This window comes from Mycobacterium mantenii (assembly GCF_010731775.1).
Classification (GTDB): Bacteria; Actinomycetota; Actinomycetes; order Mycobacteriales; family Mycobacteriaceae; genus Mycobacterium; species Mycobacterium mantenii.
On record NZ_AP022590.1, the window covers coordinates 227,506 to 240,603 of the forward strand.

The 13,098-nt window shown below is 70.1% G+C and carries 12 protein-coding genes and 1 pseudogene; 3 read left to right on the top strand and 10 right to left on the bottom strand.

What is annotated here, in order from left to right:
- Positions 1 to 20: 20 nt before the first annotated feature.
- From G6N50_RS01135 to G6N50_RS01145, 3 genes and pseudogenes are all read left to right on the top strand, one after another.
- Positions 21 to 952, top strand: a pseudogene (locus G6N50_RS01135) (gamma-glutamyl-gamma-aminobutyrate hydrolase family protein).
- On the top strand, positions 949 to 2,313 hold the full coding sequence (locus G6N50_RS01140) for an aldehyde dehydrogenase family protein (RefSeq protein WP_083098268.1): 1,365 nt from the start codon (positions 949 to 951) through the stop codon (positions 2,311 to 2,313). The pseudogene G6N50_RS01135 and the gene G6N50_RS01140 overlap by 4 nt, the downstream one beginning before the upstream one ends.
- A gap of 3 nt (positions 2,314 to 2,316) precedes the next feature.
- Positions 2,317 to 3,096, top strand: coding sequence for a 3-oxoacyl-ACP reductase (locus tag G6N50_RS01145; protein WP_083098271.1), 780 nt, complete (start codon positions 2,317 to 2,319; stop codon positions 3,094 to 3,096).
- On the opposite strand, the gene G6N50_RS01150 is transcribed toward G6N50_RS01145, so the two are convergent.
- From G6N50_RS01150 to hypF, 10 genes are all read right to left on the bottom strand, one after another.
- The gene (locus tag G6N50_RS01150) at positions 3,093 to 4,058 is read right to left on the bottom strand and encodes a PPE family protein (protein WP_083098275.1); all 966 of its coding nucleotides are present in this window, start codon (positions 4,056 to 4,058) and stop codon (positions 3,093 to 3,095) included. The two genes, G6N50_RS01145 and G6N50_RS01150, sit on opposite strands and share 4 nt — an antisense overlap.
- Positions 4,059 to 4,207: 149 nt before the next feature.
- Positions 4,208 to 4,672 (bottom strand): hypothetical protein, encoded by a 465-nt coding sequence (locus tag G6N50_RS01155; protein WP_142275712.1) that lies wholly within the window; start codon positions 4,670 to 4,672, stop codon positions 4,208 to 4,210.
- An 85-nt stretch (positions 4,673 to 4,757) separates the two neighbouring features.
- Entirely contained in the window at positions 4,758 to 5,891 is a 1,134-nt protein-coding gene (locus tag G6N50_RS01160) for an alkaline phosphatase family protein (protein WP_083098278.1), read from the bottom strand.
- A 21-nt stretch (positions 5,892 to 5,912) separates the two neighbouring features.
- Positions 5,913 to 6,653, bottom strand: a complete 741-nt coding sequence (locus G6N50_RS01165; protein ID WP_264028590.1) for a DUF6390 family protein — start codon at positions 6,651 to 6,653, stop codon at positions 5,913 to 5,915.
- Positions 6,654 to 6,656: 3 nt separating this feature from the next.
- On the bottom strand, positions 6,657 to 7,808 hold the full coding sequence (hypD, locus tag G6N50_RS01170; protein ID WP_083098283.1) for a hydrogenase formation protein HypD: 1,152 nt from the start codon (positions 7,806 to 7,808) through the stop codon (positions 6,657 to 6,659).
- A gap of 11 nt (positions 7,809 to 7,819) precedes the next feature.
- Entirely contained in the window at positions 7,820 to 8,092 is a 273-nt protein-coding gene (locus tag G6N50_RS01175) for a HypC/HybG/HupF family hydrogenase formation chaperone (RefSeq protein WP_083098286.1), read from the bottom strand.
- A 71-nt stretch (positions 8,093 to 8,163) separates the two neighbouring features.
- Positions 8,164 to 9,264 carry a hydrogenase expression/formation protein HypE gene (gene hypE / locus G6N50_RS01180; RefSeq protein WP_083098289.1) on the bottom strand — a complete coding sequence of 367 codons (1,101 nt, stop codon included), beginning with the start codon at positions 9,262 to 9,264 and terminating at the stop codon, positions 8,164 to 8,166.
- On the bottom strand, positions 9,261 to 9,932 hold the full coding sequence (locus G6N50_RS01185) for a D-sedoheptulose-7-phosphate isomerase (protein ID WP_083098292.1): 672 nt from the start codon (positions 9,930 to 9,932) through the stop codon (positions 9,261 to 9,263). Before G6N50_RS01185 ends, hypE begins: the two co-directional genes overlap by 4 nt.
- Positions 9,929 to 10,717, bottom strand: a complete 789-nt coding sequence (locus G6N50_RS01190) for a HypC/HybG/HupF family hydrogenase formation chaperone (protein WP_083098295.1) — start codon at positions 10,715 to 10,717, stop codon at positions 9,929 to 9,931. The genes G6N50_RS01185 and G6N50_RS01190 overlap by 4 nt, the downstream gene beginning before the upstream one ends.
- Positions 10,714 to 13,098, bottom strand: coding sequence for a carbamoyltransferase HypF (hypF, locus tag G6N50_RS01195; protein ID WP_083098298.1), 2,385 nt, complete (start codon positions 13,096 to 13,098; stop codon positions 10,714 to 10,716). The genes G6N50_RS01190 and hypF overlap by 4 nt, the downstream gene beginning before the upstream one ends.

The window sequence follows — 13,098 nt, forward strand, 5'->3', positions numbered from 1 at the left end:
CGCGCCCGGCTGCGCCGCGCTTGCGATCGCCACGGTTTGATGGTGGCGACCCGCCGCGCCGGCTGCGCCGCGCTTGCGATCGCCACGGTCCGATGGTGGCGATCCGCCGCGCCCGGCTGCGCCGCGCTTGCGATCGCCACGGTTTGATGGTGGCGACCCGCCGCGCCCGGCTGCGCCGCGCTTGCGATCGCCACGGTCCGATGGTGGCGACCCGCCGCGCCCGGCTGCGCCGCGGCCGGTGGTCGGCCTGACGTCGTATCTCGAGCAGGTGCAGACCGGCGTCTGGGACATCCGCGCCGGGTACCTGCCCGCCGACTACTTCGAAGGCGTCATCTTGGCCGGCGGGATCGCGGTGTTGCTGCCGCCGCAGCCGTTGGACGACGCGATCGTCGGCTCGGTACTGGACAGCCTGCACGCGCTGGTGATTACCGGCGGGTACGACCTGGACCCCGCCAGCTACGGCCAGCAACCGCACCCGACCACCGACCGGCCGCGCACCGACCGCGACGCGTGGGAGTTCGCGCTGTTGCGCGGCGCGCTGCGACGGGGCCTGCCGGTGCTGGGGATCTGTCGCGGCGCCCAGGTGCTCAACGTCGCGCTGGGCGGCACGCTGCACCAGCACCTGCCGGAGGTGCTCGGGCACAGCGGTCACCGGGCGGGCAACGGGGTGTTCACCAGGTTGCCGGTGCGCACCGTGCCGGGCACCAGGCTGGCCGCGCTGGTGGGGGAGTCCGCCGATGCGCCGAGCTATCACCACCAGGCCATCGACAAGGTCGGGGACGGCCTGGTGGTCAGCGCGCGGGACGCCGACGGCGTCGTCGAGGCGCTGGAGCTGCCGGGGGACGGGTTTGTGCTTGCGGTGCAATGGCATCCGGAACAGTCTCTGGAGGACCTGCGGTTGTTCGCCGCGATCGTGGACGCGGCCCGGTCGTACGCGGGACGCGTGAGGTGAGCACCGCGCGGCTGATCAACCCGGCGACCGAGGAGGTGCTGCGCTCGGTGGAGCACGCCGACGCCGTGGCGGTCGACGACGCGGTGGGCCGGGCGCGGGCGGCCCAGCGGCGGTGGGCGCGGCTGGCCCCCGCCGAGCGGGCCGCGGGCCTGCGGGCCTTCGCCGCCGCCGTCGACGCGCACGTCGGCGAGTTGGCGGCCCTCGAGGTCGCCAACTCGGGGCATCCGATCGCGGCGGCCGAGTGGGAGGCCGGTCACGTCCGGGACGTGCTGAACTTCTATGCGGCAAGCCCGGAACGCTTGTCCGGCAAGCAAATTCCGGTGGCCGGCGGCCTGGACGTCACGTTCAACGAGCCGATGGGTGTGGTCGGCGTGATCACCCCGTGGAATTTCCCGATGCCCATCGCGTCCTGGGGTTTCGCACCGGCACTGGCCGCGGGCAACGCCGTGCTGATCAAACCCGCCGAGGCGACGCCGCTGACCACGATCCGCCTCGGGGAACTGGCGGCGCAGGCCGGACTCGACGCGGACCTGCTGCAGGTGCTGCCGGGGCGGGGCGCGGTGGTCGGGGAGCGGTTCGTCACCCATCCCGACATCCGCAAGATCGTGTTCACCGGGTCCACCGATGTCGGCAAGAAGGTGATGGCCGGCGCGGCCGCTCAGGTGAAGCGGGTGACCCTGGAACTGGGCGGCAAGAGCGCCAACATCGTCTTCGACGACTGCGACCTCGAGCGTGCCGCCGCGAGCGCACCGGCCGGGGTGTTCGACAACGCGGGGCAGGACTGCTGTGCCCGCAGCCGGATCCTGTTGCAGCGCAGCGTTTATGACCGGTTCATGGAGCTGCTCGAGCCCGCCGTAACCGGCGTCGTCGTCGGCGACCCGGCATCGCGGGACACCGAGATGGGTCCGCTGGTGTCGGCCGCGCACCGCGACAAGGTGGCGTCGTACGTGCCCGACGACGCCCCCGTCGCGTTTCGCGGCACGGCGCCGTCCGGCCCCGGATTCTGGTTCCCACCAACGGTTTTGACTCCGCAGCGCACCGATCCCTGCGTCACCGACGAGATCTTCGGCCCGGTCGTCACGGTGCTGGCCTTCGACGACGAGCACGACGCCGTCGCGCTGGCCAACGACACCAGCTACGGGCTCTCCGGATCGATCTGGACCGACGACCTGTCCCGGGCCCTGCGTGTGTCCCGCGCGGTCGAAGCCGGCAATCTGTCCGTGAATTCGCACTCGTCGGTTCGTTACAGCACCCCGTTCGGCGGTTTCAAACAGTCGGGGCTGGGCCGTGAACTGGGTCCGGATGCGCCGTTGCACTTCACCGAGACCAAGAACGTGTTCATCGCGATCGGAGAGGACTAGGCGGTGGCGGTCGATCTCACCCAACGATTGGCGGGCCGGGTGGCCGTCGTCACCGGCGCGGGCGGCGGCATCGGGCTGGCGGCGGCTCGGCGGATGCATGCGGAGGGCGCCACCATCGTGGTGGGCGACATCGACGGCGACGCGGGTGGCGCGGCGGCCGACGAACTGTCCGGGTTGTTCGTGCCCACCGATGTGTCCGACGAGGCCGCGGTCGACGCGTTGTTCGATGCCGCGGTGCAGGCGCACGGACGCATCGACATCGCGTTCAACAACGCCGGCATCTCACCGCCCGACGACGACCTCATCGAAAACACCGAACTGCCGGCGTGGCAACGCGTTCAAGACGTCAATCTGAAGTCGGTGTACCTGTGCTGCCGGGCGGCGTTGCGGCACATGGTGCCCGCGCGGCGGGGTTCGATCATCAACACGGCGTCGTTCGTCGCCGTCCTGGGGTCGGCGACGTCGCAGATCTCCTACACCGCCTCCAAGGGTGGGGTGCTGGCCATGTCGCGCGAGCTGGGCGTGCAGTTCGCCCGGCAGGGCATTCGCGTGAACGCGCTGTGTCCGGGGCCGGTCAATACCCCGCTGCTGCAGGACCTTTTCGCCAAAGACCCTCAGCGGGCTGCTCGCCGGCTGGTGCACGTCCCGGCGGGCCGGTTCGCCGATCCCGACGAAATCGCTTCGGCGGTGGCGTTTTTGGCCAGCGACGACGCGTCGTTCATCACCGCGTCGACGTTCATGGTCGACGGCGGCATCAGCGCGGCTTACGTCACCCCGCTTTAACCGCCGTACTTGTCGGCCGGATGCGAGCCGGGCGGTTCGCTGACCGCGACCAGCCGGACGGGCTCGCCGGCCCGGTCCGCCTGCGACCGCTGCATCATGGGTGCGGCCGCCGCCCAGGTGCGCGGAACCGACAGCGCGCCGACCGGTGCGACGCGGCCGAAGCCGGCGTTCACGCCGTTGCCGATAGCCGGCTTGGGATACAGCGACTGCAGGGCCGCCCTCTTGTTCATGGAGTTCAGGTGGCCGATCGCGAAATCCGACGGTGCGGTCACCGAATTCAGCTTCGACAGCGACGAGGTGACGCTGGACAGGGACGCGTCGATCGTTGTAAGCGGCGACGACGACAGCCGGGTGAGGGCGCCGGGTATCGCCGACATCACGTCGCAGCCGGCCGATATGACATCCGGCGCGGACTGCAGGGCCCAATTACGTCCGTTCACAACGGGATTGCCGGGCGGGGCGGGGAAGGGAGCCATCGGCACGGAGCTGGCCGCGGCCTCGGCGTAGGCGTACATCGCGTCGGCGTTGTGGCACCACATCGCGTCGTATTCGGCATCGACGTCGGCGATCTCCGTGCTCCGTTGAGCCAGACAATTTGCCGACACCAACGACGTTCGCCGCCTGCGGTTGCCGGCGACCTCCGGCGGCGGCACCGTCGCGGCGAAGGCCGTCTGGTGCGCGCCGGCCGCCGCCTTGAGTTGGGTGGCAGCGTGCTCGCTTCGGGCCGCGACAGCGTCGAGCCAGTCGACGTAGCAAGCCGCGGCTTCGGTGAGTGCGGCCGGCGCCGGGTCTTCGCCGTCTGCCGCCAGCTGTGCGATCACCGCCCGGTAGTCGGCGGCGGCGGTGCGCAGCCGCGCGGCCAACGTTTCCCACGCCGCGGCGGCCTGCATCATCGAGCCCTGGCCGGGGCCCGAATACATCAGCCTGGAGTTGATTTCCGGAGGTAGCGTCGCGAAATCCATTACAGCCTCCGCCTTACTGTGGCGGTTTGAGTGATGCCCGAAAACATGAGGTCTTCTTCCCAGAGATAGACACGGGGGTTACAAGCCGTTGAGCGCTTACGTGTCGCGGAAAGCAAGTCGGCAGGACACGCGCGGCCCCGGCGCCCCGGTCAGCGGCGGGCGACGCAGAGCCGGGCGAGGATATCTCGGTCGGCGATAACGGCTGTGGGCGCACGCGATTGGGCTCCACCGGGCGCACACCCTGGCGGGCTGAACGACGACGGCACGGGCGCCAGCACCGAGTGGGGCGACAGGCGGTTCCACGTCAGGGGCCGTTCCTTCGTCGACCAGGCGTGGCGGAACGGCTTCTGATTCGTCTTGTTCGCCGGTACCAGCGACGGCGAAGCGGCCGGGCTGGGTTGGCTGACGGCGGAGGGGCGGCCGGGCATCGGGCCGGCGTGCGCACCGATGTCGGCGGTCCCCGCAGTCCACGCCGCCGGCTCCGGCGGCGCCGCCGCGGCGAGAATGGGCCGCGACGCCGACCCGACGATCAGCGCGACGAATATGCCAAGGGCCGCAACCACCGCGATGGCCGGCTGCCATCGTCGAGTGCCGCCAACGCCCCGGGATGTCACAGTGAACCGAATGTACCGCGCGAAGATCGGTGAACGGTTCCAGCGAGCTGTGAACTCGGTCCGAATCCGGTGTGTATTTGCGCAGCTAAGACCGGTAAACGAGGAGCGGAATCGCCATCTCCGCCGGGGTGGGTCCGCCGTGAAACCCGACCAGGCGGGACGTTTCCGGGGGTTCATGCGCGCTGGCCAGCACCGCGGTGTCGCCCGAGCAGACGACCACCACGTCGCCGAGCCGCCCCAGGTGTTGCGCGGCGACCGGCCCGAACATGCCGGTGGCCACCGCCTGCTCGCGGCTGTACACCGTGGCGCGGCCGTCCAGCAGCTCGCCCCACACGGCTTGCACGTCGGCGGCGGCGCCGGGCTCGGTGTGCAGGTACCGCACCCGCGGCTCGCCGGCGACCACCCGGATCCCCTCGCCCAGCCGGGGGTCGGCATCGAGGTCGACCCGCGCGTCGGGTGGGACATTGAGGCCGCCGTGGTCGGCGGTGACCAGCACCGCCGCGTTCACCGGCAGCGCCTCGAGCAGGCGGGACAGCAGCGCATCGACGTTGGTCGCCGCGGTATGCCACTGCTCTGAGCCGATGCCGAAGACGTGGGCGGCGGTGTCCAGCTCCGCGGTGTAGGCGTACACCAGCCCGGGCGCCGCGCGCAGCTGCTCGGCCACCAGCGACGCGTAGTCGTCGGCGGGGTTGGCCGGGTGAAATTCGGCGCCGCGGTACGCGGCCTCGGTCAGTCCGCTGCCGATGAACAGCGCCGGCAGCACCGCGCGAGCGCTCACGCCCATGTCTTTGAGCCGCTCGAACCAGGTCGGCACCGGCTGCCACAGGGCGGCGGACGGATCATCGCGCCACCGGACGTGGTTGAGCACCCGGTCGGTGCCGGGCACCCTGAGCGTGAACCCGAGAATCCCGTGCTCGCCCGGCGGCGCGCCGGTGGCCAGCGATACCAGGCTGGTCGGTGTGGTCGACGGGAATGTGCAGTCCAGCCGGGTCAGCCGGCCGGTGCCACCGGCCAGCACCGATGCGAGCAGCGGCGCGCTGCCGGCCAGCTGCGGCAGCAGGTGCCAGCCCAATCCGTCCACCAGCACCACCAGCACCCGGTCGATCCGGTCGGCGCCGACCCAGTCGGCCACCGCCAGCGAGTCCGGCTCCTCCAAGGCATCCGGGACCCCGAGCAGGGCGGCCGCGGCGGGCAGCACGTCGCACAGAGAACCGGACACGGGGTCAGTCTGGCGGCGAAGTCAGACGCGCGCCAGTCGGCGGCCGGTCACCGCCAGCTGCCGATCCGTACTGTCGGTCAGCGCACAAAGCTGCGCCGGCGACAGACGGCCGCACAACCGGCCCCAGTGCATCGCCACCACGTCGCCGGCGGCCACGTCGGGCACCGCGCTGTAGCCGTCGGCCCACACCTCGAGCACGCGTGCCGACGGTTTCGACAGCGTGAGTGCCTGACCGTCCCAGGCCAGCCTTCGACACAACACCTCGACGCGGTCGGAATCACGGGAAAGCACTGTGCCCGAGGTGATTCGGCAGTTGTCCAGCACGCTCAGCGGCTGCTCGTCGGTACCCCTACCCAGAAACCGCGTCCACGGATATACCCCGAACACGTGAAAGCAGTGGTTGCCGGCGGCCTCGCACACCAGATCCGCGGTGAGGTGCGACCAATAGTGGCTTGCCTGCGCGCCGATGATCGCCAGCAGCGCGTCGAAGAATTCCTGCGGGTCCAGGCCGGCGGCGACGCCCCCGCCTAGCCAATACGCTTCGACCAGCCGGTAATCCAGCGGGTCGTCGATGCCCGTCAGCCGCGACAGCACCCGCAGATAGGGCCACGCGCCGGAGAACGTCGTCGCCGCCCGGCGCACGTCGGCGACCGACCCGTCACGCAGGGTGGCGCCCAACGGCGGACCGCAATAGCCGAGCGCGTTGGGCGCGTAGGCGTAGCGGGCGAACATCTCTGCACCGCGGGCACCCGGATCGGCCAAGGGTCACCCCCGCCCCGCCTGGCCCACGAGCTTGACGGCGTCACGGTGCATGCGGCCGAAATTGTAGTAGGCCGCGCAGGCCCCTTCCGGCGACACCATGCACGTCCCGATCGGGGTCTCGGGGGTGCAGGCGGTGCCGAAAACCTTGCATTCCCAGGGCTTGAGCACGCCCTTGAGCACCTCACCGCACTGACAGGCCTTCGGGTCGGCGACCCGCACGCCGGGCATCGCGTACCGCAGCTCGGCGTCGAACTCGGCGAAGTCGTCGTGCAGCCGTAGGGCGCTTTGCGAGATGAAGCCCAGCCCGCGCCATTCGAAGTGCGGACGCAGCGCGAACACCTTGCCCATCAACGCCAAAGCGGCGGGGTTGCCGTGCTCGGGTACCACGCGCTTGTACTGGTTCTCCACTTCGCAGCGGCCCTCGCGGATCTGACGCAGCAGCATCGCGACCGAGGCCAGGATGTCGAGTGGCTCAAAACCGGCTACCACCAACGGCTTTCGGTACACCTCCGGTACGAACCGGTAGGGGCGGTTGCCCACCACGGTGGACACGTGCCCGGGCCCGATGAACCCCGACAGCCGCAGGTCCGGTGATTCCAGGATGGCCCTGATCGGCGGCACGATGGTGACGTGGTTGCAGAAGACGCTGAAGTTGGGCAGGCCCAGGTCGCGCGCCCGCACCAGCGTCACCGCGGTCGACGGTGCGGTCGTCTCGAAACCGATGGCGAAGAACACCACCTGCTTGTCGGGGTTGTCGACCGCGATCTTCAAAGCGTCCAGCGGCGAGTAGACGAACCGCACGTCGGCCCCGCGGGCTTTGGCGTCCAGCAGGCTGCCGTGCGAACCGGGCACCCGCATCATGTCGCCGAAGCAGGTGAAGATCACGTCGGGCTGGCCGGCCAGCCACATCGCGTCGTCGATGCGGCCCATCGGGATCACGCAGACCGGGCAGCCGGGGCCGTGCACCAGTTCGACGTTGTCGGGCAGCAGATGCTCGATGCCGTGCCGGTAAATGGTGTGCGTGTGTCCGCCGCACACCTCCATGAACTTGAAGGTCTCGCCTCGTCGGGAAGCGGGGTCTCCGGCCAGGTGCTCGATGGCGCCCAGCAGCTTGCGCGCCGCGGCGGGATCGCGGAACTCATCGACGAATTTCATGTGCGCCCCCTCTAGACGATGGCTGAAGAGTCGAAGGCTTGCATTTCGGTGGCGTAGGCGTCACCGAGCTTCTTGATCGCCGCCAGGGTGAGCAACGCCTCGGTCTCGTCGATCTTGGCCATCGCGAACCCGACGTGCACCAGCACCCAGTCGTCGGGTTCGGGCATGTCGTCGTCCAGCAGCCGAATGCTGATCGTGCGCTGGACGCCACTGACGTCCACCTTCGCTAAATAATTTGCAGGATCGGTCATTTCGACGATCCTGCCCGGAATTCCAAGACACATCTGAGGCCTCCCTTCCTTTCTGGTGGCGACCCGCCGCGCCCGGCTTACGCCGCGCTTGCGATCGCCACGCCCTAGCAGATCCGCGGCAGCGGGTCGCCGACGAGCATGTCGACAATCCGTGTTCCGCCGAATCCTGTTCGCAGCACCACGCTTTCGGCGGGTTCGGTGACGATTTCCCCGACGTCGGCAGCGTCGGCGCCCAGCGGATGCGAATGCAACGCGTCCAGCCCGGCCTGAGCCTCCTGCGGGTCGACGACGGCGACCAACTTGCCCTCGTTGGCGACGTAGAGCGGGTCGATACCGAGCAGTTCGCAGGCGCCATTTACCATGGGCGCCACCGGGAGTCGCTCCTCGTGCAGCAACACTCCCAGGCCGCAGGCCTGAGCCAACTCGTTGCACACCGTGCCCACGCCGCCCCGCGTCGCGTCACGCATCCATCGGGTGGACGGGGCGGCGGCCATCAGCAACTCCACCAACGGGCTCACCGATGCGGTGTCGGAGACGATATCGGCCTCGATCGCCAGGTCGCCCCTGGCCAGCATCACCGCCATGCCGTGATCACCCATCGACCCCGACAGCAACACCCTGTCTCCGGCGCGCACCGACTGCGCCGACAACGCGCGGCCCGCGGGGATGACGCCGGTCCCGGCGGTGGTGATGAACAGGCCGTCGGCCGCGCCCCTGGGCACCACCTTGGTGTCGCCGGTGACGACCTGCACACCGGCGGCCGCGGCCGCGGCGGCCATGTCGGCGACGATCTCCTTCAATTCGGCGATGGGGAAACCCTCTTCGAGCACGAACGCCGCCGAGATCCAGGACGGCACGGCGCCGGCCACCGCCAGGTCGTTGCAGGTGCCGTGGATGGCGAGTTCACCGATGGATCCGCCGGGAAACCGGCGGGGTTGCACCACAAACGAATCCGTCGACAGCGCCACCCGTTCGCCGCTGGGCAGGGGCAGGACGGCGCTGTCGCCCAGCGACTCCAGCAGCGGGTTACGAAACGCCTCCACGAATACCGCGTCCACCAGTGCGGCCGACGCCTTGCCGCCCGCGCCGTGCGCCAGGGTCACGTGGTCGTCGAGCAGCCGGGGGCGCCGCCGGCGAAACGACTCGATCCGTTCGATCACGTCGCCTTCGCCGAACCGCGGCCCCGACGAAAGGTACTTGTTCATGCGGCCCCCAAATCTTGATCACCGAGTCGTTCGTGAACCGTCAGCCACAATTGATAGCCGAGCAGCGCTTGCGATTCCTGAATCCGGTGCACGCTCTGCGAACGAACGATGAAGCAGGCGTTCACGTCTGGGTTGTTCGCGAACGCGCCCCCGTCGTAGCCGGCGAAACCGATGGTGTACAGGCCGCGCCGGCGTGCCTCGGCGAGCGCGGTCAGCAGGTTGGGCGAATTGCCGCTGGTCGACATCGCGATCGCGATGTCCCCGTCCTGCGCGCGGGCGATCAGCTGCCGGGCGAACACCAGCTCGAACCCGACGTCGTTGCCCAGCGCGGTCAGGATCGCCTGGTCGGCGGTCAACGACCACGCCGGCAGCGGCTTGCCCAGGGGTGGCCGCGCGAACAATCCCGCCAGCGTGGTGCAGTCGGTGCAGCTGCCGCCGTTGCCGAAGGTGAACATCCGTCCGCCGGCGGCGAATCGGCGAGCCATCTCGGCGGCGGCCGTCGCCAGCAGGTCGGCGTTGCCTTCCAGCGTGGAACGCCGCAGTGCCAGGCTTTCGGACGCTTTGGCTTGTGCGGACGTGGCCAGGTCGGCGAGCAACGCGGAAGGGTCGTCTTCCTCGGCGTCGATGAACGGGTACAAGAAGTTGGTGGGCTCGTCGGTAGGACTCATGAAACACCTTCTCGCTCTTCGTCGTCGCGGTCTGATGGCCCCGCTGCTCGGATCTCGGCTACGCCGGCATCGTCGTCGTCGCCGACGCGGCTGATTGCCATGCCGGCGTGCACCAGCACCAGCTCGCCGGGCGCCACCGGGTCGAGGAGAGTGGTGATGACGCCCTCGACTCCCCGGGCGGTGCGCACCCGTGCCTGGCCGTCGGCCGCGGCGCTCACCACTTCGCCCAGCCGGCCTTCGTCGCTGCACGTCACACACACCTCGTCGTCGCAGCGCTGGGGTTTGAGCAGCCCGGGATGCTCGAAGCACACATGGGTCAGCTCCCACAGCAGGTGGTAGAACAGCACGAAGCCGCCGGTGGCGGACACGCGCGGATCGGGATCGTCTAGCCAGAGCACGTGATCGGCCATCGCGGCCGCGGGTGGATCGCCGCTGCCGATCCAGATCGTGGTGGCCCCCCAGGCCGGGGCGCGCCGCATCACCGATCGCACCTGAGCGTGGTCCGCTCCCGCGATCGCGACCACGATGTCGCCGGGTCGCACCGATACCCGCACCAGGTCCACCAGATCCGGTCCGGTCAGCGCTACGGCCGGCAGGGCCCGCTTGCCCATGATCACCGGATGGACGAATTCGACCGCGATGTGCAGCGCATGGGGTTCCCAGGACGGCGCGATGGACCACATGGTGGCGCCCGCCGCGAATCGCTTGGCCAGCGTCAGTGCGGTGGCGGCCAGGTCTTCGGCCAGTTCGGCGCTCAGCCCGCGATCGATGGCGGTGGTGATCATCGCGTCAACCCCTCCTCCTGCGCGATCAGCGCCGAGACCGCGGCCTGGCCCAGGGCCAGCCCGCCGTCGTTCGGCGGCACGATGTGATGGGTGAGCACCTCAAAACCGTTCTGCTGCAGTCGGGTACGGCAGGCGTCGAGCAACAGGATGTTCTGGAACACCCCGCCGGTGAGGCCCACCAGGGTGGTGCCGCCCGCCACCTGGGTGACCGCCTCGGCGACCGCGACGGCGACCGCCTGGTGAAAAGCCGCGGCCAGCAACGCCGGCGGTGTCCCGGCGTGCACCGCCGAGACCATGGTCTGCACCATCGGAGCCGGATCGATCACCCCGTCGGGACGCACCGCCAGCGGCAGCGACGGCAGCGTGCCCGTCCCACCGGCCGACTGCGCCAGCGCCTCGAGCTCGATCGCGGCCTGCCCCTCGTAGTCGATGCGGTGCCGCACCCCGAGCAGGGACGCGACGGCGTCGAACAGGCGGCCAACGCTCGAACACGGCATGCAGCCCGCCCCGGTCTCCAATTGCGAACGGGTGAGCCGCAGTTCGTCGGCCGTCGCGGCGGCCACCGGCGCCAGGTCGGGGGTCCAGTCGATGTCGGCTGTCCACAACTGGGACAGCGCCATCCGCCACGGGTTGCGCACCGCCGCGTCGCCGCCGGGCAGCGGCACCGCCAACAGGTGACCGGCCCGAACGAAACGGTGGCTTCGGGTTCCGAGGGCGAGGATCTCGCCGCCCCAGATGGTTTCGTCGCAGCCGTAACCGGTGCCGTCGAAGGAGACCCCGATGACGGGTTCGCCGATGCGCCCGTGTTCGGCCAGCAGCGACACCACATGGGCGTGGTGGTGCTGGACCAGGTCCAGCGGGCGCTCGTGCGCGTGGCGCTCGGCCCAGCTTCGAGTGTGATAGCCCGGATGCAGGTCGGCGGCCAATCGGACCGGCCGGCCGCGGATCTCGCTGAGCTGGGTCACCGCACGCTCGAATGCGCGCAGCGTCTCCCAGGTGGCCATGTCGCCGATGTGGCCGGACAGGTAGGCCCGGCCGCCGTCGGTGAGGCAGAACGTGTTCTTCAGTTCGCCGCCCACGGCGAGCACGGCGGGGGCGGGCCACCCAAGGCTCAAGTCGACCGGCAGCGGCGCATACCCGCGGGACCGGCGAATCGGCAGTTCGTGCGCACCTTGGTCGTCCCGGACCACGCGCACCACCGAGTCGTCGCACGGCACATGGATTCCCCGGTCGTGGTCGAGGACCGCGTCACACAGCGTCGGAAGTCGTTGCGCGGCATCTTCATCGGTGAAGCAGATGGGCTCGTCGGAGCGGTTGGCGCTGGTGAGGACCAGCGCGTCGGGTATCGGCCCGGCGCTGCCGGGTATCGGTGCCAGCAGCAGGTGATGGATGGGGGAGTACGGCAGCATCAGCCCCAGCAGCGGGCTGCCGGGCGCGACGGCGTCGGCGACCGGCGCGTCGGCGCGCCGGCGCAGCAAGACGATCGGACGGGCCGGACCGGACAGCACCGCGGCCTCGGTGTCGTCGACGTGGGCGTAGCGGCGCGCCACGTCGAGATTGCGCACCAGCATGGCAAACGGTTTGGCGCCGCGCGCTTTCCGTGCCCGCAGGGTGGCAACCGCTGTCGCGGCATCGACGGCGCAGGCCAAGTGGTAGCCGCCGATTCCCTTGATGGCCACCACCGCGCCGGTCGCCAGCGCGGCCTGGGCGGCGGCCAGTGCCCCATCCGAGCCGTTCACCCGCCCGGCCGGCGATCCGAACCACAGGCTCGGCCCGCAGTCCGGGCAGGCGATCGGCTGCGCGTGGAAGCGGCGATTCGCCGGATTGTGATATTCGTCGGCGCAGCGCGCACACATCGCGAACGCCGACATCGTGGTGGCGGGCCGGTCGTAGGGCAATGCCGTGATGATGGTGAACCGCGGCCCGCAGTTGGTGCAGGTCACGAACGGGTGCCGGTAACGCCGGTTGAGCGGGTCGAACAGTTCGGCGACGCAGTCGTCGCACACCGCGACGTCGGGCGGGATCGGGGTGGTGGTGCCCGCGGCGAATTGGCTTGCCGCGATCGAGAATTCGGTTGGTAAGCCGGGCTCGGCCGTGACGTCTGCGACGCGGACCCCGGTGATCCGCGCCAGGGGCGGCGCCTCGGCGCGCAGCCGTCGGCCGAACTCCGCGACCCGGGCGGGCCGGCCCTGCACCTCGAGAAAAACCGCACCCGAGTCGTTACCGACGAATCCGGCCAGCCCCAGCTCGGTCGCGATCCGATGCACGAACGGACGGAAGCCGACCCCCTGGACCACGCCGGTGACCGTGATGCGCTGCCGCACCGGGGTTTCAGCGGAGCCGACCCGCAACAGCGGGGGGGATTCGGCCACTTTGGTCAT